Raw genomic sequence first — 23,953 nt, 5'->3', positions numbered from 1 at the left:
CCCCTTCGTCCGAGGGGGGGCGGCCCGCACGGTCGTGTGCGGGGCGCGTGCGGGGTGGAGCGTGCGGGCTGCACAGGACCACCCCGGCCTGCCGCGACCGCCCGCGCAACTTCCGCACGGCGGGCCTTTTCGATCACCGGTCCGCACGCAGGGGGCCCGTGCTGTCCTGGTATGTCGACGGGCCTGTAACAGGGGTTAGCGGCCGGTCCGGCGACGGAAAGTGCCTCTGCATGAACCACGACACCTCCCTGTCCTCCCCCCGCGTCCTCCCCCGCACACCCGGGGCCGAGCCGCGGGTCGTCACCGGCGCGCAACTGCGGGAGGAGGGCCTGACCGCCGCGCAGGTCTCCGGGCGCTGCACGCCCCGGGGCCCCTGGCAACAGCTGCTGCCGGGCGTCTACCTGCTGGACACGGGACCGGTCGGCGGGCGCGAGCGGCTGCGGGCGGCGCTGCTCTACGCGGGGCGGCCGGCCGCTGGTCGCCGAGGCTCGCGGAGCGGTCGCGAAGGGGCCGGCACGGACCGTACGGGAACCGCCGCCGGGACCGAGGGGGCGGCCGTCACCGGGGTGGCGGCGCTGGCGTTGCACGGCTTCGCCGCCGCGCCGCCCGTACCCGCGCTCACCCACGTCGACGTGCTCGTGCCGCGCACCCGGCGGCTGCGGACGGCGGGCTTCGTCCGGGTGGTGCGCGTGGCCCTCCTTCCGCCAGAGTCGTCGGTGGTCGACGGGTTCCCGGTGGTGCCTGCGGAGCGGGCCGTCGCCGACGTGGTGGCCGGGCTCGACGACCCGGCCGCGGTGCGCCTGCTGCTGGCCGAGGCGGCCCGCGACGGGCACTGCGAACCCGCCGCCCTCGTGGCCGAATTGAGCGCGGCGAAGCTGCTGGGCCGGCCCGCGGTGGCCCGTGCGGTCGAGTTGCTGCTCGCGGAGGGCCGGAGCCTCGCCGAGGAGCGGCTGTACACCCTGGTGCGGGTGCACGGGCTTCCCGAGCCGGTGTGGAACGTGGATCTGCGGCTGCCCGGCGGACCGCACCTGGGCAGCGTGGACGCCTACTGGCCCGAGGAGGCGGTGGCGGTGGAGCTGGACACCGCGCGGGCGCCCCGGTGCGCCGCCGCGTCCTGGCCGGCGCCGCGCGGCTCGGGGGGCCGGGCGGAACCCGAGCCGGGCCCGGCCGCGCACGCGGTGCGGCGGGAGCAGCTGGAGCGGCTCGGGGTCACGGTGGTGCGGCTCTCGGCGGAGGCACTGCGCGAGGCGGCGGAGCGGCAGGCGGGCGCGGTGCGGACGGCGCTGTGCGCGGCGCGGGACAGGCGACCCGCGGCGTACGTGGAGGCCTTGCCGCGCTGAGCGGAGCGGCGGGCTCCGGACGAACGGCCCGTTCCGCCGGTGACGAAGGCACGGTCTGACACCTTTTCTCCCCGGTGACGCAGGGGCAACGGTGGCGGATCTACGCCATGTCGTCTACACGCCTCAGTCAACTCTCCACAAAACCCTGTCAGATACGAAAGGGTGAGCGGTCATCCGGTACCGAATTCCGGACTCTTTCTTCCGAATAATCAGGGATGCTGATGACCAAGGATTCCCCCGGTTCCATACCGGCGGCCGGACGCGTGGCCCGGGTGGCCGCCGCGGCGGGTCTGGTGGCAGCGCTCGCCGCCACCGCCACCGCTCCGGTCTTCGCCGCGGACGACCCGACCGCGACCACCGTCAAGCCCGCCGCCGCGAGCGACGCGGGCGACAAGCTCGGCAAGTCCGACGCCGAAGTCCTGGCGCGGGCCGAGGCCAAGGGCGAGAAGTCCGTCACGCTGATGGTCGCCACGAAGCCCGGCTCCACCGAGCAGGTCAAGAGCCAGCTCGACGCGGTCAGCGGGTCCGTGCCCGGCATCACGTACGACAAGCTCGGCTACGTCCGGGCGACCGTCCCGACGAGGACGGCGAAGGCCACCATCGCGTCGGCCTCGAAGCTGTCGTCCGTGCTCGGCATCGACCTCCGGCAGGAGATCGAGCTGGACGACCCGACGCCGTCGGCCGACCGTGCCGCCGGCGCGAAGACGGCCACGACGTCCACCACGTACGCGGCGCCCTCGAAGAAGACGCCCGCGAAGAACCCGTACAACCCGTCCTTCGAGACGGGTGCGGTCGACTTCGTGAAGCAGCACCCGAAGGCGGACGGCCGGGGCGTCACCATCGGCATCCTGGACTCCGGTGTGGACCTCGCCCACCCGGCGCTCCAGAAGACCAGCACCGGCGAGCGCAAGATCGTCGACTGGGTCACCGCGACCGACCCGGTCAGCGACGCGGACGGCACCTGGCTGCGGATGACGCAGGCGGTCTCCGGCCCCTCCTTCGCGCTCGGGGGCGTCACCTACAAGGCGCCCGCCGGCTCGTACAAGTTCAGCCTGTTCCGGGAGTCCGCCACCAACGGCGGCGAGATGCAGGGCGACCTCAACCGTGACGGTGACAACACCGACACCTGGGGCGTGCTGTACGACCCGGTCACCGGCACGACCCGGGTGGACCTGAACAACAACGCCGACTTCTCCGACGACACGGTCCTCCTGCCGTACAAGGAGAAGCACCAGGTCTCGTACTTCGGCACGGACGACCCGCGCACCGACGTCGCCGAGCGCATCCCGTTCGTCGTGGAGACGCGCAAGAACGTCGTCTACAACGCGGCGGGCGCCACCTCGGACTACGTCAGCATCGGCGTCATCGAGGGCGAGCACGGCACGCACGTCGCGGGCATCACCGCGGCCAACGGCCTGTTCGGCGGCGCGATGAACGGCGCGGCCCCCGGCGCGAAGATCGTCTCCTCGCGCGCCTGCACCTGGACCGGCGGCTGCACCAACATCGCGCTCACCGAGGGCATGATCGATCTCGTCGTGAACCGCGGTGTCGACGTCGTCAACATGTCGATCGGCGGCCTGCCGCCGCTCAACGACGGCAACAACGCCCGTGCCGAGCTGTACAAGCAGCTCATCGACATCTACGGCGTCCAGCTGGTCATCTCGGCCGGCAACGACGGCCCCGGAGTCAACACCATCGGTGACCCCGGTCTCGCCGACCACGTGGTCTCGGTGGGCGCGTCGATCTCCAAGGAGACGTGGGCGGCCAACTACGGCTCCCTCGTGACCAAGAAGTACGACATGCTGCCCTTCTCCTCGCGCGGTCCGCGTGAGGACGGCGGCTTCGCGCCGATCATCACCGCCCCCGGCGCGGCCATCAACACCACCCCGACGTGGCTGCCCGGCGTACCGGTCAAGGAGGCGGGCTACGCCCTCCCGGCCGGCTACTCGATGCTCCAGGGCACCTCGATGGCCTCTCCGCAGGCCGCCGGCGCCACCGCGCTGCTGCTCTCCGCCGCGAAGCAGAAGGGCATCGACCTGGCCCCGGCCGACCTGCGCACCGCGCTGACCAGCTCCGCGACCCAGATCAAGGACGTCACCGCGCACGCCCAGGGTTCCGGTCTGATCAACATCCTGGACGCGTGGAAGCTCATCAAGAAGGGCGCCACGGCCAACGAGTACGCGGTCAGGGCCCCGGTCGACACCTCGATCGACTTCGCGCTCAAGGACCCGGGCTTCGGCACCGGCCTGTACGACCGTGAGGGCGGCCTGAAGACCGGCCAGAAGAAGACGTACGACGTGGTCATCACCCGTACGACCGGCGCGGACCGCGACCTCCCGCACAAGCTGTCGTGGAAGAACGGCGACGGCACCTTCAAGCTGGTCGGCCCGAGCACCGTCAAGCTGCCGCTCGGCACGCCGGTGACCGTGAAGGTCCAGGCGCAGCCGCGCTCGGTCGGCGTGCACAGTGCCATCCTCGTGGTGGACGACACCAAGACCGTGGGCGTGGACCAGCAGATCCTGACCACCGTCGTCGTCGCCACCGACATCAAGGCCCCCACGAACGCGTTCACGGCGTCCGGCTCGGTGCAGCGCAACGGCACCACGTCGTACTTCCTGAACGTGCCGGAGGGCGCCAAGACGCTGGAGGTCGCGCTCGGCGCCCTGCGCGCGGGCAGCCAGACGCGGTTCATCTCGATCCACCCGTACGGGGTCGCGGTCGAGGACAGCTCGACGATCTACTGCTACCCGAACTACGAGAGCCCGACCAACACCTGCCGTCCGGACGCACGGTCCTACAAGGACCCGCAGCCCGGCGTCTGGGAGATCGAGATCGAGGCCCGGCGTACGTCGCCGCTCCTGGACAACCCGTTCAAGCTCGACGTCTCACTGCTCGGCGCCACCTTCGACCCGGCGGTGCAGACCATCGCCGAAGCGAAGATCGGCACCCCCGCCGCGGTGGACTGGACCGTCACCAACGAGGCCGCCGCACTGACCGGCCACCTCAAGGGCGGCTCGCTCGGTTCGGCAGCGGTCGAGCGCCCGTCGATCTCGACGGGGCAGGCGCAGCAGTTCGAGGTGACCGTCCCGGCGGGCGCCGAGAAGCTCGACGTCGCCATCGGCTCCACCACGGACGCCAACGCCGACATCGACCTGTACGTCTACCTCGGGGCCACCCAGGTGGGCGCCTCCACCACCGCGGGTTCCGAGGAGTCGGTGAGCATCGCCTCGCCGGCCGCCGGTACCTACACGGTCGTGGTGGACGGGTACGACGTTCCGTCCGGCACCACCGCGTACGACTACCGCGACGTGTTCTACTCCGCGGCGCTCGGCACGATCAAGGTGGACGAGACGACGCCGGTGAACCTGGCGGCCGGCGCGTCCGCCCAGGTCGGCGCGCAGGTGATCGTCGCCGGTGCGGCCCCCGAGGGGCGGCAGTTCTTCGGTGAGGTCCACCTCGTGAACGCCCACGGCACCGCCGCGGGCACCGGCAGTGTGGTGATCGAGAAGGTCACCGAGTAGCACCTCCGTCCGGCCGGTCCCCGCGACCGGCCGGACGAAACCGCGGGGCGGGCGCTCTCACGGGCGCCCGCCCCGCGGTGCGTCCGCCCCTCAGTACGTGCGCCGCACCGTGCGCCGGCCGAGGGTCCGCGTCCGCGCGTCGGGGCGTCGGGGCGTCCACCCGCGTGCGGCACGCCCCTGCGGCCCCCGCCGAAGATGTTCGCTCCCCGGGCCCGCGCGAGCGCAGAACCTGCGGCCGGGGCCGCGCCCGTCCGCAGGCCGGACAATGGATTGGACAAGGTGGGCAGGGACATACGCATCATGGGGCGGCAAAGGGCCGCACCGCACCCGCCCACCAGGGGCGACCGGGACAGCCCCCAGGGCCGCACACACGTACAGAGGAGTCTTCCGTGAAGGTCGGAATCGTCGGCGCCACCGGTCAGGTCGGCACAGTCCTGCGCAAGATCCTGGCCGAGCGGGAGTTCCCGGTCACGCAGCTGCGGCTGTTCGCCTCCGCGCGCTCGGCGGGCTCCACCATCGACTTCCAGGGCACCCCTGTCACCGTCGAGGACGCCTCCACCGCCGACTACACGGGCCTGCAGATCGTCATCTTCTCCGCCGGCGGCGCCACCTCCCGGGCGCTGGCCGAGAAGGTCGCCTCCCAGGGCGCCGTCGTGATCGACAACTCCTCCGCCTGGCGCATGGACCCCGAGGTCCCGCTGGTCGTCTCCGAGGTCAACCCGAAGGCCGCGCTGGACCGCCCCAAGGGCATCATCGCCAACCCGAACTGCACCACGATGGCCGCCATGCCCGTGCTGCGCCCCCTGCACGAGGAGGCGGGCCTGGAGACCCTCACCGTCGCCACCTACCAGGCGGTCTCCGGCTCCGGTGTCGCCGGTGTCTCGGAGCTGCACGGCCAGGCGTCCAAGGTCGTCGCCGACGCGGACAAGCTGACGCACGACGGCGGGGCGGTGGACTTCCCGGAGCCCGGCGTCTACAAGCGCCCGATCGCCTTCAACGTGGTGCCGCTGGCCGGCTCGATCGTGGACGACGGTTCGTACGAGACGGACGAGGAGCAGAAGCTCCGCAACGAGTCCCGCAAGATCCTCGGCATCCCGGAGCTCAAGGTCTCCGGCACCTGCGTGCGCGTGCCGGTCTTCTCCGGCCACTCGCTGCAGATCAACGCCCGGTTCGCCCGGCCGATCAGTGTCGAGCGCGCCCTGGACCTGCTCAAGGACGCCGAGGGCGTCGAGCTCTCCGAGATCCCGACCCCGCTCCAGGCGGCCGGCAAGGACCCCAGTTACGTGGGCCGCGTCCGGGTCGACGAGACGGTCGAGCACGGCCTCGCGCTCTTCGTCTCCAACGACAACCTCCGCAAGGGCGCGGCCCTGAACGCGGTGCAGATCGCCGAGCTGGTGGCGGCCGAGCTCAACGGCTGATCCACCCCGCGCCACGAGGCAGTGACCGTCCGAGGGGGCGGCCACCGGTGACCACCGGTGGCCGCCCCCTCGCGCTTGGTTCTTCCGGCTCCGCTCCGCGCGAAAGCCCGTGACGCGGCCTCCCCCTGACGTGGAAGGATGACCCGAAACGTCACCATAGAAGGAGATGACCGGGTGCCTGGCACGAATCTGACCCGCGAAGAGGCGCAGGAGCGGGCACGTCTGCTGACCGTGGACGCCTACGAGGTCGAGCTCGACCTCTCCGGAGCGCAGGAGGGCGGGTCCTTCCGGTCCGTCACCACGGTGCGCTTCGACTCCGCGGAGGCCGGTGCGGAAACCTTCATCGACCTCGTCGCCCCCGCCGTGCACGACGTCGTCCTCAACGGCGCCCCGCTGGACGTCGCCGCCGTCTTCCGCGACGCGCGGATCGCCCTGCCGCACCTGCGCGAGGGCGCGAACGAGCTGAAGGTCGTCGCCGACTGCGCGTACACCAACACCGGTGAGGGCCTGCACCGCTTCGTCGACCCGGTCGACGAGCAGGCGTACCTCTACACCCAGTTCGAGGTGCCGGACGCGCGACGGGTGTTCGCCAGCTTCGAGCAGCCCGACCTGAAGGCCACCTTCGCCTTCACGGTCAAGGCCCCCGCGGGCTGGACCGTGATCTCGAACTCCCCGACGCCCGAGCCGGTGGACGACGTCTGGACGTTCGCGCCGACGCCGCACATCTCGACGTACATCACGGCGCTGATCGCCGGCCCGTACCACTCGGTGCACAGCAGTTACGAGCGCGACGGCCAGGCCGTGCCGCTCGGTATCTACTGCCGGCCCTCGCTCGCCGAACACCTCGACGCGGACCACATCTTCGAGGTCACCCGGCTGGGCTTCGACTGGTTCCAGGAGCAGTTCGACTACGCGTACCCGTTCGCCAAGTACGACCAGCTCTTCGTGCCGGAGTTCAACGCGGGCGCCATGGAGAACGCGGGCGCGGTCACCATCCGCGACCAGTACGTCTTCCGCTCCAAGGTCACCGACGCCGCGTACGAGGGCCGGGCGGAGACCATCCTCCACGAGCTGGCCCACATGTGGTTCGGCGACCTGGTCACCATGGAGTGGTGGAACGACCTCTGGCTGAACGAGTCGTTCGCCACCTACACCTCGATCGCCTGCCTCGCGGACGCCGAGGGCTCCCGGTGGCCGCAGTCGTGGACCACGTTCGCCAACTCCATGAAGACCTGGGCGTACCGGCAGGACCAGCTGCCGTCCACCCACCCGATCATGGCGGACATCAACGACCTGGACGACGTCCTCGTCAACTTCGACGGGATCACGTACGCCAAGGGCGCCTCGGTCCTCAAGCAGCTCGTGGCGTACGTCGGCCGGGACGAGTTCTTCGCGGGCGTGCAGGCGTACTTCAAGGCGCACGCCTTCGGCAACACCCGGCTCACCGACCTGCTGGGCGCGCTGGAGGAGACCTCCGGCCGCGATCTGAAGACCTGGTCGAAGTCCTGGCTGGAAACCGCCGGTATCAACATCCTGCGCCCGTCGCTGGAGACGGACGCCGAGGGCCGTATCACCTCGTTCGCCGTGCTCCAGGAGGCCCCGGCGCTCCCGGCCGGCGCCAAGGGCGAGCCGACGCTGCGCCCGCACCGCATCGCGATCGGCTTCTACGACCTCGGCGCCGACGGCAAGCTGGTCCGCGGCGAGCGGATCGAGCTGGACGTGGACGGCGAGCGCACCGAGGTGGAGCTGCCCGAGGGCACGAAGCGTCCGGCCGTCGTCCTGCTCAACGACGACGACCTCAGCTACGCGAAGGTCCGGCTCGACGAGGAGTCGCTGCGGTTCGTCACCGAGCACCTGGGCGACTTCGCCGAGTCGCTGCCGCGCGCGCTGTGCTGGGCCTCGGCCTGGGACATGACCCGCGACGGCGAGCTGGCGACCCGCGACTACCTGGAGCTGGTGCTGGCCGGTATCGGCAAGGAGTCGGACATCGGCGTGGTGCAGTCGCTGCACCGTCAGCTGAAGCTGGCGCTCGACCAGTACGCGGCGCCGGAGTCCCGTGAGGCGCTGCTGACCCGCTGGACGGACGCCACCCTGGCGCACCTGAACGCGGCCGAGGCCGGCAGCGACCACCAGCTGGCCTGGGCCCGCGCCTTCGCGGCGACCGCCCGTACCCCGCAGCAGCTGGACCTGCTTCAGGGGCTGCTGGACGGCACCAAGGCGGTCGAGGGACTGGCCGTCGACACCGAGCTGCGCTGGGTGTTCGTGCAGCGGCTCGCCGCGACCGGTCTGCTGGACGAGGAGGAGATCGCCGCCGAGTACGAGCGCGACCGGACCGCGGCGGGCGAACGGCACGCGGCCGAGGCCCGCGCCGCGCGTCCCTCCGAGGAGGCCAAGGCGGAGGCCTGGGCGCTGGTCGTGGAGTCCGACAAGCTGCCGAACGCCGTCCAGGAGGCGGTCATCGGCGGCTTCGTCCAGACCGAGCAGCGCGAGCTGCTCGCGCCGTACGCGGAGAAGTACTTCGCCGCGGTCAAGGACGTCTGGGAGACCCGCAGCCACGAGATGGCCCAGCAGGTCGCGATCGGCCTCTACCCGGCGATCCAGGTCTCCCAGGAGACGCTGGACGCCACGGACGCCTGGCTCGCCTCCGCCGAGCCGAACGCCGCGCTGCGCCGGCTGATGTCGGAGTCCCGCGCGGGCGTCGAGCGCGCGCTGCGCGCCCAGGCGGCGGACGCCGCCGCCGCGACCGCGTAACGGCGCCGGACGAACGGAGGGCGCCCTCCCCGGGTACGACCGGGGAGGGCGCCTTCGTGCGTACCTGGTGGCGCGGGCACGCCCGTATCCGGACATGCGTGTGCGCCGCGCGGTAACCCGTACCGGCGGCGCACACGGCGTGAGCGTGTGAGGCGGTTACGCCTTCTTCTTGGACTTGTCGAGCACCACGACCAGGCCCGCGATCACCACGAACAGCGCGAGGGGCGCGAGGACGTACAGGCTGATGGTCTCGATGACCGACAGACCGTGTTGACCCGGGTCATCGCCGTCGTCGCGCGTGAAAGCGAGAGCGGGGGACGACATGAGCAGCATCATCAGCGTCGTACCGGCCGCGACGGCGCCGGCGCGCATAGCGTTCTTCTTGTCCACGGTGCAAACGTAGCGAACGCCTAAGGACGCCGCGCGTCCGGGGGTGCCGTACGTGGGGCCGGGGGGGTCAGTCCGTCCATCAGCCGGTGCAGTCGGGGCGAGCCGGTGATCTGTTCCAGCGTCAGGGGACGGCCCTCCCCGTCGGCGATGGGCAGGCGCCAGTTGGGGTACTGGTCCCAGGTCCCGGGGAGGTTCTGCGGGCGCCGGTCGCCCACGGTGTCCGGGAGCCAGATGCCGGTCAGCCGGGCGGGCGTGCGCAGCAGGAAGCGGTGCACGGCGCGTACGGCGGCCTCCTCGTCGCCCTCGCCCTCGGGCAGCAGCCGCAGCCGTGCCAGGCAGCCGAGCCATTCGGCGGTGTCGGCGGCGTCCTCGGCGAGCTCCTCCTCCAGGCCGCGGGTGAGCAGGCCGAGTTCGTGGCGGAGCGTCACGTGGTCGCCGGAGAGGCGGGCGGCGGTGGACGGCAGGTCGTGGGTGGTGGCGGTGGCCATGCAGTCCCGGCGCCAGTGCTCCGGGGCCAGCGGGCGGCCCGTGCCCTCCCAGTCGCGTTCGAACCAGAGGACGGACGTGCCGAGGACACCGCGCCGGGCCAGCGCCTCGCGCACGCCCGGCTCGACCGTGCCGAGGTCCTCGCCCAGGACGACGGCCCCGGCGCGGTGGGCTTCCAGGACGAGGACGGCGAGCATCGCCTCGCCGTCCTGGCTGACGTAGGTGCCCTCGGTGGGCGGCTTGCCCTCGGGGACCCACCAGAGCCGGAAGAGGCCCATGACGTGGTCGACGCGGAGCGCCCCGGCGTGCGCGAGCAGGCCGCGCAGCAGGTCCCGGAAGGGGGCGTAGCCGGAGGCGGCGAGGGCGTCGGGCCGCCAGGGCGGCAGGCCCCAGTCCTGGCCGCGCGCGTTGAAGGCGTCGGGGGGCGCGCCGACGGAGATGCGGCGCGCGTAGTCGTCCTGCCCCGCCCAGGTGTCGGCGCCGGACGGGTGCACGCCGACCGCGAGGTCGTGGATGACTCCGACCGCCATCCCGGCGTCCCGGGCGGCCCGCTGGGCCTCGGCGAGCTGGGTGTCGGTCAGCCAGGCGAGCCGGCTGTGGAAGTCCACCCGGTCGAGGAGCCCGGTACGGGCGCGGGCGGTCTCCCGGGAGCGGGGGTCGCGCAGCGGCTCGGGCCAGGTGTGCCAGTCGGGGCCGTGCACCTCGGCCAGCGCGCACCAGAGCGCGTGGTCCTCCAGGGCCTGGCCCCGGGCGGAGAGGAAGTCGCAGTACGCGGCCCGGCGGCCGGGGGTCAGCGGCACCTGGTGGATGAGCTCCAGCGCCTGCCGCTTCAGCTCCCAGACGGCGTCCCGGTCGATGAGCGCGCCCTTGTTGAGCACGGCCTCCGAGAGCGCGGCGGCGTCCTGGCGGAGGTCGTCCAGCACTGCCCGTGCGCGGACCTGGCCGTACTCGGGGATCGACTCGACGTGGAGATGGACGGGGTCGGGGAAGAGCCGCGAGGAGGGGCGGTACGGCGAAGGGTCGGTCGGCCGCCCCGGGACGGCCGCGTGCAGCGGGTTGATCTGGACGAACCCGGCGCCGAGGGTGCGTCCGGCCCAGGAGGCGAGGTCGGCCAGGTCGCCGAGGTCGCCCATGCCCCAGGACCGCCCGGAGAGCAGGGAGTAGAGCTGGACGAGGAAGCCCTGGGCGCGGGCGGCGGGCCGGGGCGCACGGGCGGGCGCGACGACGAGGGTCGCGGTGCCCTGCCGGTGGTCGAGGGTGCGGGCGGTCACCCGGTGCACGCCGGAGGGCAGGTCGGGCCACCAGACGGGGACCGTGGACGGCGGGGGCGTGTCGGGGACGTCCGCCTGCGCGCCCGTGACGCGCAGGCGGACCGGCTCGGGCCGCCCGGCGCCCGCTTCGGCCTCCGGGACGACGGTCAGGGCCGTACCGATCGGCAGCGTGGCGAGGGCGGACGGCAGCGGCTCGCCCGCCCAGACCACCACGGTGGGCGGGAGCAGCCGGGAGCCCGCCCTCGATTCGGCGGCGGCGAGCGACCTCCGTACGTCCTCCGGGGTGCCGGCGGCCACACCCAGCGCGGCGAGCACGGCGGTGACCGTGTCGTCGGGGACGGGCACCGTGACACCCGCGGACGGGGAGTAGGAAGTGGCGACGCCGTGCAGGGCGGCGAGCCGGGACAGGCCCATTCAGACTCCTGGAGACTCCATGGCCCCCGCGACACCGGGGGCGGTCGGTTCGCTGGTGAGCGGAGCGACGACGGCGAGCGGCGGCTCGCTCGTCAGGGGGGCGGCGTCGGCGAGCGGGGGCTCGCTGGTGAGGGGTGCGGCGCCGGTGGCGAGGGGTACGTCGAGCGCGGGAGTGACGAGGGCGCCGTCGGTGCGGTCGGTGCGGTCGGTGCGGTCGGTGCGGTCGGTGCCGCGCGGTCCGCCGACGGGACGGGGCACGGCGGCGGACGGGAGGGGCGGTTCACTGGTCAGCGGCGCCGGGCCGGGGACCTGTTTGGAGAGGGCGGGGAGCGGGAGTCGCGCGGCTGCGGGCAAGGTGGCCTCCTGGCCGTGGGAGCAGGACGGTAGAGAGACCTACCCAGCCCTCGGGTGCGCAGACGTGAGCGTGACATAGGTCCGATGCCAACGTCCTCAACGTGCCGTGGGTCACATTCCGTTCCCCCGGACGGCAGATATGGGCCATTTTCAGCCACCGTGTCGCCCGCCCGGGACGGCTCCCGCCGGCTCACCGGCCCGGGGCGTTCAGGCGGAGACGCCGTCGATCCGGGCCATCGCGTCGTCCGCGCCGAACGGCTGGAGGTAGGGCAGCCAGCGCGGGTCGCGGTGACCGGTGCCGATGATCCGCCACGCCAGCCCGGTGGGCGGCGCGGGCTGGTGGCGCAGGCGCCAGCCCAGTTCGGGGAGGTGCCGGTCGGCCTTGACGTGGTTGCAGCGGCGGCAGGCCGCCACCACGTTGTCCCACGCGTGCAGACCGCCCCGGCTGCGCGGCACGACGTGGTCGACGCTGGTGGCGGCGGCCCCGCAGTACACGCAGCGGCCGCCGTCCCGGGCGAAGAGCGCGCGGCGGGTGAGCGGGACGGGCCCCCGGTAGGGGACCCGTACGAAACGCTTGAGGCGGACCACGCTGGGGGCCGGCACGACGGTGGTGGGGCTGCGCAGGAGGGCGCCGGACTCTTCGAGGCAGACGGCCTTGTTTTCGAGGACGAGGACGAGCGCGCGGTGGAGCGGTACGACGCCGAGCGGCTCGTACGACGCGTTGAGAACCAGGACGTGCGGCACGGTGGATGCCTCCTTGTACGCCGGCGGCGCGTGGCTCGCGCCGGGACGATCCGCTCTCAGTCTCTCCTCATGCCTGGTCCGGGCGCCACCACGTGCGGGTAATGGGCCGGACCGATTCCGCCCGGACGGCCGCACGGCCCCCGCACGGCCACCGCCGGGTCGACGCCCGGGTCGACGCCGGGTCGGCGGCGGGACCGGCGGGGCGGCCGACGGCGGGACCGGCGGGCTGGACCGGCGGGGCCGAGGCGACCGTGCGGCGGGCGGTCGGTTTCGCGAAGAAACGCGGCACAAAGGTGTGATTTCCGGATGAGACGCGTCTCTCGGTGGGCTGCGGACATCATCCGGGCCGCGCCCGTCGTTAACCTGGTTGATCCACTGTCGCCCGTGCTGGAGGTCCCACCGTGTCCCCGTCCGTTCTGTTGGCCGCCACTCCGTCGACGGGGTCGGGAGGCTCGCTCGACGAGGCCGCCCGGCAGGCCGGCGACGCAGCGGGCTGGGTCGAGCAGAACTGGTCCACCTGGCTGAGCACCGGCCTGCGCATCATCCTGATCGCCGCCGTGGCGATCGTGCTGCGCTACCTGATCCGTCGCGCCCTCACCAATCTGATCGAGCGGATGAACCGCAGCGCCCAGGCCGTGGAGGGCACCGCCCTCGGCGGGCTGCTGGTCAACGCCGAGCGGCGCCGCCAGCGCTCGGAGGCGATCGGTTCGGTGCTCCGGTCGGTGAGCTCCTTCCTGATCCTGGGCACGGCCGCGCTGATGATCCTGGGCGCCTTCGAGATCAACCTGGCGCCCCTGCTGGCCTCCGCCGGTGTCGCCGGTGTCGCGCTCGGTTTCGGCGCGCGCAACCTCGTCACCGACTTCCTCTCCGGGGTCTTCATGATCCTGGAGGACCAGTACGGCGTCGGGGACACGGTCGACGCCGGAGTCGCGTCCGGCGAGGTCATCGAGGTGGGGCTGCGCGTCACCAAGCTGCGCGGCGACAACGGCGAGATCTGGTACGTGCGCAACGGCGAGGTGAAGCGGATCGGCAACCTCAGCCAGGGCTGGTCCACCGCCGGCGTCGACGTGACGGTCCGGCCGACCGAGGATCTGGACCGGGTCCGTGCGGCCATCACCGCCGCGTCCGAGGTCATGGCGAAGGAGGAGCCGTGGAGCGAGCGGCTCTGGGGCCCGGTGGAGATCCTCGGCCTGGACGCCGTACTGCTGGACTCGATGACCGTACGGGTCACCGCCAAGACCATGCCGGGCAAGGCGCTGACCGTGGAGCGCGAGCTGCGCTGGCGCATCAAGCGGTCGCTGGACGAGGCGGGCATCCGCATGATCGGTGCCGTGCCCGCGCAGCCGGAGGGCGAGTCGAAGGCCGATCCGACGGCGGCGATGGCCGCCCCGTCCGCGTACGCCTCGGCGACCTCGCCGCAGTCGCTCGCCGCGACGCCGCTCGCCCCGCCGAGCATCACCAAGTAGACGACCGCTCCGGGAGGGCCTCCGCGCATGGCGCGGAGGCCCTCCCGCGCGTTTCGGGGCGGCTCCCACGCGGGCCCGCGGGTAACGCTTTCGTTGCCCGGCCGCCTCCCGGGCTCCGCCCCATTGACGCCCCGGGCACGGACGCCTATTTTCCTCTCACCGGATAGGAAACTTTCCTAACAGAGAGCGGAAACCCACCTCCATGCCAGGAACCACACCGGGCGCCGGCGTCCCCGGGACCCCTCGGCTGCTGCGCGCCATGAACGACCGCGCCGCACTCGATCTGCTGCTGGAGCACGGCCCGCTCTCCCGCACCCGGATCGGCAAGCTCACCGGTCTCTCCAAGCCGACCGCCTCGCAGCTGCTGGCCCGCCTGGAAGCGGCCGGGCTGGTACGGATCACCGGCACCACCGAAGGCCGTCCGGGGCCGAACGCGCAGCTGTACGCGGTCGATCCGGGGGCCGCGTACGTGGCAGGGCTCGACGTGAACGCCCAGCGCATCGTGGCCGCGGTCGCCGACGTCACCGGCGAGACGGTGGGCGAATTCGAGCTCCGCACCCCCGACCGGGGCGCGGAGAGCGCGGCCCACCAGGTCGTCCGGGCGCTGGACGGGGCGGTGGAGACCGCCGGGCTGGACCGGTCCGCGATCCACCGGGTGGTGATCGGCACCCCGGGCGCCTTCGACCCGGGTACCGGCCGGCTGCGCTACGCCTCGCACCTGCCGGGCTGGCACTCCCCCACCCTGCTCGACGAGCTGGCGGCGGCGCTGCCGATGCCCGTCGAGTACGAGAACGACGTGAACCTGGTCGCGGTGGCCGAGCAGCGGCGCGGGGCGGCCCGGGGCCACGACGACTTCGTCCTGCTCTGGAACGAGGAGGGCCTCGGCGGCGCCCTCGTCATCAACGGCCGGCTGCACCGCGGCTTCACCGGCGGCGCCGGGGAGGTCGGGTTCCTGCCGGTGCCGGGCACCCCGCTCGTACGCCAGGTCGTCAAGGCCAACAGCGGCGGCTTCCAGGAGCTGGCGGGCGCCCAGGCGATCCCCCGGCTCGCCGCGTCGCTGGGCATCGACACCCCGCAGCAGCCCTATCCGGAGGTCGCCGCCGCCCTGCTGACCCGTGCCGCCGCCGCGTACGGGCAGGACGATCGGCTGACCGAGCTGCTGCGGAGCTACGCGCAGCGGCTCGCCACCGGGCTCGCCTCCCTGACGGCCGTGCTCGACCCCGGGCTGATCGTGCTGGCCGGCGGGCTGATCTCGGCCGGTGGCGAACGGCTGCGTGCGCTGATCCAGTCGGAACTCGCCGAGCTGGCGGCCTCCCGGCCCCCGCTCGTCCTCGCCGAGACCGTCCGCCTGCCGGTCCTGCGCGGCGCCCTCGAACGGGCCCTCGCGGACACCCGCGACGAAGTGTTCGACACCTCCCGCCCCTGACCTCCCGACTCCGTCCCCGTACCTCTGTTGCTTCTCCTTCACCCCGTCCAAGGAGCTTCGCCATGCGCAGAATCAGCCTCACCACCGCAGCCGTCGCGGTCGCCGCGATATCCGTCCTCGCCACCGCGTGTACCGGCCAGTCGCAGAGCGGCGCCTCGGACGACCCGGACGCCAAGACCACCATCAACTTCTGGCACGGCTGGAGTGCGCCGTCCGAGGTCAAGGCGGTCCAGGACAACGTGGACCGCTTCGAGAAGGCCCACCCGAACATCAAGGTGAAGGTCGTCGGCAACATCAACGACGACAAGCTCAACCAGGCGCTGCGCGCCGGGGGTTCGAACGGACCGGACGTCGTGTCCTCGTTCACCACGTCGAACGTCGGCAAGTTCTGCTCGTCCGGCGCCTTCGCCGACCTGACGCCGTTCATCGAGAAGTCGAAGCTCGACCTGGAGAAGACCTTCCCCAAGGTGCTCCTGGACTACACGCAGTTCGAGGGCAAGCGCTGCTCGCTGCCCCTGCTGGCCGACGCGTACGGGCTGTACTACAACAAGGACGCCTTCGCGAAGGCCGGGATCGCCGCGCCGCCGAAGACCCTCTCCGAGTTCGCCGCCGACGCCGAGAAGCTGACCGTCACCAAGGGCGACGGCTACGAACAGCTCGGCTTCATGCCGACCTTCCACGGCTACGAGTCGGTCGCCGACCACTACCTGGGCTCCTGGGACCACGCGTACTTCGACGCGGACGGCAAGTCGAACATCGCCAAGGACCCGGCCTTCGCGGAGATGTTCACGTACCAGAAGAAGCTGGTCGAGGACCTCGGCGGCTACGACAGGCTGGAGAAGTACCGGGGCTCCTTCGGTGACGAGTGGGGCGCGAAGCACCCGTTCCAGACCGGCCAGGTCGCCATGCAGATGGACGGCGAGTGGCGGCTCGGCATGGCCGAGGAGGCGGGGGCGGACTTCGAGATCGGGGTCGCGCCGATGCCCGTCGCCGACGACGAGGCCGACACCTACGGCAAGGGCTTCCTCTCCGGCACGATCATGGGCATCGCGCCCGCCAGCAAGAAGCAGAACGCCGCGTGGGAGCTGGTGAAGTTCATGACCAGCGACACGCAGGCGGTGGTCGACTTCGCCAACGGCATCAAGAACGTGCCCTCCACCTTCGAGGCGCTGAAGTCTCCCGACCTGAAGTTCGACCCGCGCTTCAAGACCTTCCTGGACATCGCGCGGAACCCGCACTCCAACACCCCGGACGGGGCCGTCAACGGGGCCACGTACCAGCAGACCCTCCAGGACTTCGGCTACCAGTACGAGAAGGGCTCGGTGAAGGACCTCCAGGCCGGTCTGGAGAAGACCGCCGCGCAGATCGACACCGACATCGCCAAGGCCAAGTAGCCTCCGATGACCACGTACACGCTCCGCTCCAAGCGCCGCAGGTCGGCGCTGCGCACGGTGGCGTTCCTGTCGCCCTGGCTGGTCGGCTTCTGCTTCTTCTTCGCGTACCCGATGATCTCGACCGTCTACTTCTCGTTCACGAAGTACGACGGGTTCGGGGCGCCGGTCTTCAACGGGCTGACGAACTGGACGTATGTCTTCACCGACTATCCGATGTTCTGGCCGTCGCTGCGGAACACCCTCTGGCTGGTGGTCGTCATGGTCACCTGCCGGGTGGTGTTCGGGCTCGGCATCGGGCTGCTGATCACCCGGATCAAGACCGCCACCGGGCTCTTCCGCACCTTGTTCTACCTGCCCTACCTCGCGCCCCCGGTGGCCGCGACCCTCGCCTTCGTCTTCCTGCTCAACCCGGGGACGGGGCCGGTCGACTCGATCCTGGGCGACCTCGGGCTGCCGACGCCCGGCTGGTTCAACGACGCGTCCTGGTCGAAGCCTGCGCTGACCATGCTCGCGGTCTGGGGCATCGGCGACCTGATGGTGATCTTCATGGCGGCGCTGCTGGACGTGCCCGTCGAGCAGTACGAGGCGGCCGAGCTGGACGGCGCCTCCGCCTGGCAGCGGTTCCGCTTCGTCACCCTGCCGAACATCTCGCCCATCGTGATGTTCGCCGTGGTCACCGGGGTCATCCAGGCCATGCAGTACTACACGCAGCCCCTGGTGGCGGGGAAGGTGGCGTCCGGCGTGATCGGCGGCTCCGGGCAGTCCTTCGAGCCCGGCTACCCCGACAAGTCGACGCTGACGCTCCCCCAGCTCGTCTACAACCTCGGCTTCCAGCGCTTCGACTACGGCTCCGCCTGTGTCGTCGCCCTGGTCCTGTTCGCCCTGGCCATGGCCTTCACCGCGCTGTTGATGCGGGGCCGCAACAACCTCGTCCAGGCCGGTGACTGAATCATGACCCGACTCTCCGTCGTCCCCGCCACCCCGGCCGGGACCGCCCGTGGTGCGCGCACCGCCGCCGAACGCACCGCCCGCCGCAAGGCGCTGCTGCGGTGGATCGCGGTGCACTCGCTCGGCGTCGCCGCCGCGCTCTTCTTCGTCCTCCCGCTGGTCTTCGTCCTGCTGACCTCGCTGATGAGCGACCAGCAGGCGCTGACCCGCGACCTCACCCCCGACACCTGGGAGTGGGAGAACTACCGGCGGGTCTTCGACACCCCCGGCTTCCTGACGTGGTGGCGCAACACCCTGCTCTACGCCGGGGCCGGCACCGTGCTGACCGTGGTGTCCTCGGTGCCCGTCGCCTACGCGCTCGCGAAGTTCCGCTTCAAGGGCCGCAAGCTGTCGCTGATGCTGGTCGTCTCGATGATGATGCTGCCGCCACAGGTCGTGATCATCCCGATGTACCTGTTCTGGGCCAAGCAGATGGACCTCTCCGGGACGCTCTGGCCGCTGATCGTCCCGATGGCCTTCGGTGACGCCTTCTCCATCTTCCTGCTGCGCCAGTTCCTGCTGACCATCCCGGACGAGTACCTGGACGCGGCGCGGATCGACGGCTGCGGCGAACTGCGCACCCTGCTGCGGGTGGTGCTTCCGATGGCGAAGCCGGGCATCGCCGCCATCGCGCTGTTCCAGTTCTTCGCCGCCTGGAACGACTACTTCGGGCCGCAGATCTACGCCTCCGAGAACCCGGCCGCCTGGACGCTCAGTTACGGCCTGGAGTCCTTCAAGGGCGCACACCACACCGACTGGAACCTGACCATGGCCGCGACCGTTCTGGTCATGGCCCCCGTGATCGCCGTCTTCTTCTTCGCTCAGAAGGCATTCGTCGAGGGCGTCACACTGACCGGAGTGAAGGGCTGAGATGAAGCTCGCAGTAGTGGGTGGCGGTTCCACGTACACCCCCGAACTGATCGACGGGTTCGCCCGTCTGCGGGACACCCTGCCGATCGAGGAGCTCGTGCTCGTCGACCCGGCGGCCGACCGCCTCGACCTCGTGGGCGGCCTCGCCCGGCGGATCTTCGCCAAGCAGGGCCACCCCGGCACCATCACCACCACCTCGGACCTGGACGCCGGGGTGGAAGGCGCCGACGCGGTCCTGCTCCAGTTGCGCGTCGGCGGACAGGCCGCGCGCAACCAGGACGAGACCTGGCCGCTGGAGTGCGGCTGCGTCGGCCAGGAGACCACCGGCGCGGGCGGCCTCGCCAAGGCGCTGCGCACCGTGCCCGTCGTGCTGGACATCGCCGAGCGGGTCCGGCGCACCAACCCGGACGCCTGGATCATCGACTTCACCAATCCGGTGGGCATCGTCACCCGGGCACTGCTCCAGGCCGGCCACAAGGCCGTCGGCCTCTGCAACGTCGCGATCGGCTTCCAGCGGAAGTTCGCGGCGCTGCTGGACGTCTCCCCCGCCGAGGTGCACCTCGACCACGTCGGGCTGAACCACCTCTCCTGGGAGCTCGGCGTGCGCCTCGGCGGCCCCGAGGGCGAGAACGTGCTGCCGAGGCTGCTGGCCGAGCACGGCGCGTCCATCGCCGCCGACCTGCACATGCCGCGCGAGATCGTGGACCGGCTCGGTGTGGTCCCCTCGTACTACCTGCGGTACTTCTACTCCCACGACGAGGTCGTCCGGGAGCTCGGCACCAAGCCGTCCCGGGCCGCCGAGGTCGCCGCGATGGAGAAGGAACTCCTCGCGATGTACGGCGACCCGGCGCTGGACGAGAAGCCGGCGCTGCTCGCCAGGCGCGGCGGCGCCTTCTACTCCGAGGCGGCGGTCGACCTGGCCTCCTCGCTGCTCGGCGGGGGCGCCGCCACCGTGCAGGTGGTCAACACCCTCAACAACGGCACCCTGCCGTTCCTCCCCGACGACGCGGTGATCGAGACGCAGGCGCGCGTCGACGGCTCGGGCGCCGTCCCGCTCGCCGTGCCGGCGCTGGACCCGCTGTACGCCGGGCTGATCGCCCACGTCACCGCTTACGAGGACCTGGCGCTGAAGGCGGCTCTGCACGGCGGCCGGGACCGCGTCTTCCAGGCGCTGCTCGCGCACCCCCTGGTCGGACAGTACGAGCTGGCCGAGGGCCTCACGGACCGGCTGATCGCGCACAACCGGGAGCACCTGGCGTGGGCGTGAACGCTTCGGTCCTCGCCATCGACGCGGGCAACAGCAAGACCGACGTGGCGCTGATCGGCGAGGACGGCACGGTGCTCGGCACGGGCCGGGGCGGCGGTTTCCAGCCTCCCGTGGTCGGGATTCCCGCCGCGCTGGACGTGCTCGCCACCGCCGTGGAAGGGGCGTTCGCCTCGGCCGGTGAGCCGGTGTCGCCCGTCGCGCACGTGTCGGCCTGCCTCGCCAACGCCGACCTCCCGGTGGAGGAGCTGGAGTTGACGGCCGCGTTGCACGCGCGCGGCTGGGCCCGGACGGTCGAGGTGCGCAACGACACCTTCGCCGTCCTGCGCTCCGGGGTGGACGAGCCCCGGGGCGTCGCCGTGGTGTGCGGCGCCGGGATCAACTGCGTCGGCATGCTCCCGGACGGCCGTACCGCCCGCTTCCCCGCGATCGGCCGGATATCGGGCGACTGGGGCGGCGGTTCGGGGCTCGCCGAGGAGGCGCTCTGGTTCGCCGCCCGCGCCGAGGACGGCCGGGGCGAGCCGACCGAGCTGGCCCGGGCGCTCCCGGCGCACTTCGGGCTCGGTTCGATGTACGAGCTGATCGAGGCGCTGCACCGGGAGCGCATCCCGTACGAGCGCCGGCACGAGTTGACCCCGGTCCTCTTCGCGACGGGCGCGGCCGGTGACCCGGTGGCGCGGGCGGTGGTGGACCGGCTCGCCGAGGAGGTCGTCGCGATGGCCTCGGTGGCGCTGGACCGGCTGGGGCTTCTGGAGAGCCACGTTCCGGTGATTCTCGGCGGCAGCGTGCTGGCCGCGCGCCACCCGGACCTGGACGGCCGGATCGCCTCCCTGCTCGCGGCCCGCGCGCCCCTGGCCCGTATCAGCGTGGTGGCACAACCGCCGGTGCTCGGGGCCGCGTTGCTGGGCCTGGACCGCACGGGGGCGCCGCCCGGGGCGCACGCCAGGCTGCGCGCGCGGTACGCCTGAGGGTGCGCGGGACCGCCCGGCGGCGGCTCCCCGGGGGCCGCCGCCGGGCTTCGGTCCGTCAACTCCCATACGAAGGCGCACCGGACGCCCCTCGCGTACGGGAACCGATCAGTTGTCCCGATCGTGTTCACACCGGGGGGAATCGGTCCGCTACGGGGCGGCCTCGGGACGGGGACGCCGGGTCGCCGGCACCACGCGACGGCCGCGCTCACGGCCGGCACGGCTCCTCCGCCGGGACCGGAGGACGCGGAGAGCGGTGCGAGATCCAGGTATTCCTGGTGGATGCCGGTCCCTGCGGCCATACTTCAGGCCGGGCGCCACTCCTCCGACCGGCCGGGGGCGACGGCGCCGTCAGTGACCGAGGGGGAAGCCGAGTGACACACCCGCCGATCGGGGGCCCGCCGCGACAGCACGGAGCGGAGCGGGTGTCCGGCGTGCCCGCGCAGCGGCGCGGGGCGGTATCCACACCGGTGGGGCTGCTGCGCGGCGCCGCGACGACCGAGCCGGGCCGGCTGCGGATCGTCACGGCCGTGCTCGTCCTGCTCGTCGTGGCGTTCGGGGCGGTGACCGCCGTGGAGGCCTCCGGGCGGGCCGCCGCGGCGGACGACGTGGTGAGCCGCAGCCAACCGCTGAGCGCGGACGCGGCGGCCGTCTACCGCTCGCTCGCCGACGCGGACACGATGGCGGCGAGCGGCTTCCTCGCGGGCGCCGACGAGCCTTCGAGCGTCCGCGCCCAGTACACGAAGGACATCGAGAACGCCTCTCGGCTGCTGGTCAAGGCGGCGGCGAACACGGAGTCCGGCACCTCTTCGGGCCGCGAGATCCGCACGATGAACGAACTCCTCCCGGTCTACACCGGCCTGGTCGAGCGGGCCCGCGCCAACAACCGCCTCGGGCTTCCGCTGGGCGGCGCCTACCTCCGGTACGCCAACCAGAAGATGAGCGGTGAACTCCTGCCCGCCGCCGAGCGGTTGTACGTGACGGAGACGGGCCGGCTCGACGCGGACCAGCGCGACGCCCGGCAGTGGCCGCTGGTCGCCCTCGCCGCCGGATTCATGGCGCTGACCGTGCTGGCCTGGGCCCAGCGCCGCGACTACCGCCGGACCAACCGGGTCTTCAGCCCCGGCCTGCTCGCCGCGACCGCCGCGACCGCCGCCGTACTGGTGTGGCTGGCCGTCGGCCAGACGCTGGCCAGGACCGAGCTGCACGACGCCATGACGAACGGCCAGGCCTCGCTCGACGTGCTGAACGATGCCCGGATCGCCTCCCTCAAGGCGCGCGCCAACGAGAACCTCACCCTGGTCGCCCGGGGCGCGGTGCTCACCGCCGACGGTTCCGCCGACCAGTACCAGACCGACTACGCCTCGGACATGGACACGCTCCGCACCGAGCTGGACAGGGCGGGGAAGCTGGCGGACGACGACCTCGGGAGCGCCCCGGTGGCGACCGCCGTCGGCAGCGTGACGGAGTGGCAGAAGCGCCACGCCGACGCCCGCGCGACCGACGACGGCGGGGACTACGAGGGCGCGCTCGCCCTGGTCGTCGGGGCGAAGGACTCCACCGGCGAGTGCTTCTCGAAGGTGGACGCGGCCCTGGAGACGGCCCTGGCCCACGAGCAGGAGCAGTTCGACGCGGCGGCCGGGAAGGGCCGCGGCGCACTGGACGGGCTGCCGGTCGGGGCGGGGGTCCTGGCGTTGCTGGGAGCGGTCGCCGCGATCACGGGGACCGGCCGGAGACTCGGGGAGTACCGGTGAACGAGCGAGCACCCGTACCGGCCGCGGAGCCGGCTCAGGCAGGAGCGGGGGGAGGAGAGACGATGACACGGACACCGACGTGGACACGGACCGGCGGGGGCGGCCTGCGCGGCTGGGGCGGGGTGACGGCCATGGCCGTGGCCTGTGTGCTCACCGCCCTGTTCGCCCTGCTGCCGCTCGGGCACGAGACCTCCGGCTCCTTCGCCGGCGGCTCCGGACCGGGTGCGGCCCCGGCCACCCAGGTGCGCGCGGACACCTGCGACGAGCCGGAGGCGAGCCTGCCGCCGTCCCGGACCGACGGGCCGGGGGTGGCGCGGATCAAGGAGCGCGGCAAGCTCATCGCCGGGGTGGACCAGAACAGCTACCGCTGGGGTTACCGCAATCCGGCGACCGGGAAGCTGGAGGGCTTCGACATCGACCTCGTCCGGGCCATCGCCCGGGACATCCTCGGCGACTCCTCCAAGGTGGTGTTCCGCGCCATCCCGACCAGCCAGCGGATCGCGGCGCTGGAGAGCGGCCGGGTCGACGTGGTGGTGCGGACGATGACGATCAACTGCGCGCGGCTGAAGCAGGTCGCGTTCTCCACCGCCTACTTCCAGGCGGGTCAGCAGGTGCTCGCCCCGGTGGCCTCGGACATCACCGGGTACAACGCCTCGCTGCGTGGGAAGCGGGTCTGCACCGCCGAGGGCTCCACCGCCTACGAGGCCCTGAGGAAGCAGTCGTACGGCGCGGTCTTCGAGGACGCGCACGACGGCACCGCCGAGGACGAGGACCGGCTGACCGTTCCCAGTCAGCTCGACTGCCTGGTACGGCTCCAGCTCGGCGAGGTGGACGCCGTGGTGACGGACAACGCGCTGGCGGCGGGCCAGGTGGCCCAGGACCCGACGGTGGAGCTCAAGGGCGGCCCGTTCACCACGGAGTACTACGGTGTCGCCGCCAAGCTCGGCTCCGACGACCTGGTGGCCCGGGTCAACCAGGTGCTGGCGGACTACCGCGGCGGCGGTGCGGGGAGCCCGTGGATGCGCTCGTACCGCACGTGGCTGGAGGCCGGACTGCCCGGCATCACGGCGCCCCCGGCGCCCACGTACCGGAGCAACTGATCCCGGCGGGCCCACGGGCCGTCGGGGAGAGCGGA

The 23,953-nt window shown here is 72.3% G+C and carries 17 protein-coding genes; 13 read left to right on the top strand and 4 right to left on the bottom strand.

Annotated features, from left to right (window positions below; all coding sequences use genetic code 11):
- Positions 1–230 precede the first annotated feature (230 nt).
- The 4 genes from OHT52_RS20645 (at position 231) to pepN (ending at position 9,030) form a co-directional block, all read left to right on the top strand.
- The gene (locus tag OHT52_RS20645; RefSeq protein WP_328721661.1) at positions 231–1,340 is read left to right on the top strand and encodes a hypothetical protein; all 1,110 of its coding nucleotides are present in this window, start codon (positions 231–233) and stop codon (positions 1,338–1,340) included.
- A gap of 215 nt (positions 1,341–1,555) precedes the next feature.
- Positions 1,556–4,861, top strand: a complete 3,306-nt coding sequence (locus OHT52_RS20640) for a S8 family serine peptidase (RefSeq protein WP_328721660.1) — start codon at positions 1,556–1,558, stop codon at positions 4,859–4,861.
- Between the two features lie 389 nt (positions 4,862–5,250).
- Positions 5,251–6,279, top strand: a complete 1,029-nt coding sequence (locus OHT52_RS20635) for an aspartate-semialdehyde dehydrogenase (protein WP_328721659.1) — start codon at positions 5,251–5,253, stop codon at positions 6,277–6,279.
- Positions 6,280–6,453: 174 nt separating this feature from the next.
- Positions 6,454–9,030: an aminopeptidase N gene (pepN, locus tag OHT52_RS20630; RefSeq protein ID WP_328721658.1), complete on the top strand. Its 2,577-nt coding sequence runs from the start codon at positions 6,454–6,456 to the stop codon at positions 9,028–9,030.
- A gap of 156 nt (positions 9,031–9,186) precedes the next feature.
- Here the strand turns inward: pepN and OHT52_RS20625 are convergent, their stop codons facing one another.
- The 4 genes from OHT52_RS20625 to OHT52_RS20610 all read right to left on the bottom strand — a co-directional run bounded on the left by OHT52_RS20625 (position 9,187) and on the right by OHT52_RS20610 (position 12,689).
- Positions 9,187–9,420, bottom strand: a complete 234-nt coding sequence (locus tag OHT52_RS20625; protein ID WP_328721657.1) for a hypothetical protein — start codon at positions 9,418–9,420, stop codon at positions 9,187–9,189.
- Between the two features lie 20 nt (positions 9,421–9,440).
- On the bottom strand, positions 9,441–11,591 hold the full coding sequence (malQ, locus tag OHT52_RS20620; protein WP_328721656.1) for a 4-alpha-glucanotransferase: 2,151 nt from the start codon (positions 11,589–11,591) through the stop codon (positions 9,441–9,443).
- On the bottom strand, positions 11,592–11,945 hold the full coding sequence (locus OHT52_RS20615) for a hypothetical protein (protein ID WP_328721655.1): 354 nt from the start codon (positions 11,943–11,945) through the stop codon (positions 11,592–11,594).
- 207 nt (positions 11,946–12,152) lie between these two features.
- The gene (locus tag OHT52_RS20610) at positions 12,153–12,689 is read right to left on the bottom strand and encodes an HNH endonuclease (RefSeq protein ID WP_328721654.1); all 537 of its coding nucleotides are present in this window, start codon (positions 12,687–12,689) and stop codon (positions 12,153–12,155) included.
- Between the two features lie 401 nt (positions 12,690–13,090).
- Here OHT52_RS20610 and OHT52_RS20605 point away from each other — a divergent pair, with 401 nt between their 5' ends.
- The 9 genes from OHT52_RS20605 (at position 13,091) to OHT52_RS20565 (ending at position 23,918) form a co-directional block, all read left to right on the top strand.
- Positions 13,091–14,155, top strand: a complete 1,065-nt coding sequence (locus tag OHT52_RS20605; RefSeq protein WP_328721653.1) for a mechanosensitive ion channel family protein — start codon at positions 13,091–13,093, stop codon at positions 14,153–14,155.
- 202 nt (positions 14,156–14,357) lie between these two features.
- The gene (locus tag OHT52_RS20600; protein WP_328721652.1) at positions 14,358–15,581 is read left to right on the top strand and encodes an ROK family transcriptional regulator; all 1,224 of its coding nucleotides are present in this window, start codon (positions 14,358–14,360) and stop codon (positions 15,579–15,581) included.
- Between the two features lie 62 nt (positions 15,582–15,643).
- Complete coding sequence (locus OHT52_RS20595; RefSeq protein ID WP_328721651.1) at positions 15,644–16,975, top strand: ABC transporter substrate-binding protein; 1,332 nt, start codon at positions 15,644–15,646, stop codon at positions 16,973–16,975.
- A gap of 6 nt (positions 16,976–16,981) precedes the next feature.
- Positions 16,982–17,923 (top strand): carbohydrate ABC transporter permease, encoded by a 942-nt coding sequence (locus OHT52_RS20590; protein WP_328721650.1) that lies wholly within the window; start codon positions 16,982–16,984, stop codon positions 17,921–17,923.
- Between the two features lie 3 nt (positions 17,924–17,926).
- Positions 17,927–18,832 (top strand): carbohydrate ABC transporter permease, encoded by a 906-nt coding sequence (locus OHT52_RS20585; RefSeq protein WP_328721649.1) that lies wholly within the window; start codon positions 17,927–17,929, stop codon positions 18,830–18,832.
- A gap of 1 nt (position 18,833) precedes the next feature.
- Entirely contained in the window at positions 18,834–20,099 is a 1,266-nt protein-coding gene (locus tag OHT52_RS20580; protein ID WP_328721648.1) for a 6-phospho-beta-glucosidase, read from the top strand.
- Positions 20,090–21,064, top strand: a complete 975-nt coding sequence (locus OHT52_RS20575) for an N-acetylglucosamine kinase (protein WP_328721647.1) — start codon at positions 20,090–20,092, stop codon at positions 21,062–21,064. Before OHT52_RS20580 ends, OHT52_RS20575 begins: the two co-directional genes overlap by 10 nt.
- A gap of 374 nt (positions 21,065–21,438) precedes the next feature.
- On the top strand, positions 21,439–22,818 hold the full coding sequence (locus OHT52_RS20570; protein ID WP_443046625.1) for a hypothetical protein: 1,380 nt from the start codon (positions 21,439–21,441) through the stop codon (positions 22,816–22,818).
- Positions 22,819–22,880: 62 nt separating this feature from the next.
- Entirely contained in the window at positions 22,881–23,918 is a 1,038-nt protein-coding gene (locus OHT52_RS20565; RefSeq protein ID WP_328721646.1) for a glutamate ABC transporter substrate-binding protein, read from the top strand.
- Positions 23,919–23,953 lie beyond the last annotated feature (35 nt).

Source organism: Streptomyces sp. NBC_00247, from assembly GCF_036188265.1.
Classification (GTDB): Bacteria; Actinomycetota; Actinomycetes; order Streptomycetales; family Streptomycetaceae; genus Streptomyces.
The sequence above is the reverse complement of the archived record's forward strand: the minus strand, read 5'-3'. Positions and strand labels throughout refer to the sequence as shown.

Excerpts from the sequence above, each read along its gene's own strand:
- OHT52_RS20645 (WP_328721661.1), top strand. The coding sequence starts at position 231 with ATGAACCACGACACCTCCCTGTCCTCCCCCCGCGTCCTCCCCCGCACA.
- OHT52_RS20590 (WP_328721650.1), top strand. The coding sequence starts at position 16,982 with ATGACCACGTACACGCTCCGCTCCAAGCGCCGCAGGTCGGCGCTGCGC.
- OHT52_RS20585 (WP_328721649.1), top strand. The coding sequence starts at position 17,927 with ATGACCCGACTCTCCGTCGTCCCCGCCACCCCGGCCGGGACCGCCCGT.
- OHT52_RS20595 (WP_328721651.1), top strand. The coding sequence starts at position 15,644 with ATGCGCAGAATCAGCCTCACCACCGCAGCCGTCGCGGTCGCCGCGATA.
- OHT52_RS20565 (WP_328721646.1), top strand. The coding sequence starts at position 22,881 with ATGACACGGACACCGACGTGGACACGGACCGGCGGGGGCGGCCTGCGC.
- OHT52_RS20640 (WP_328721660.1), top strand. The coding sequence starts at position 1,556 with ATGCTGATGACCAAGGATTCCCCCGGTTCCATACCGGCGGCCGGACGC.
- malQ (WP_328721656.1), bottom strand. The coding sequence starts at position 11,591 with ATGGGCCTGTCCCGGCTCGCCGCCCTGCACGGCGTCGCCACTTCCTAC.
- OHT52_RS20600 (WP_328721652.1), top strand. The coding sequence starts at position 14,358 with ATGCCAGGAACCACACCGGGCGCCGGCGTCCCCGGGACCCCTCGGCTG.
- OHT52_RS20580 (WP_328721648.1), top strand. The coding sequence starts at position 18,834 with ATGAAGCTCGCAGTAGTGGGTGGCGGTTCCACGTACACCCCCGAACTG.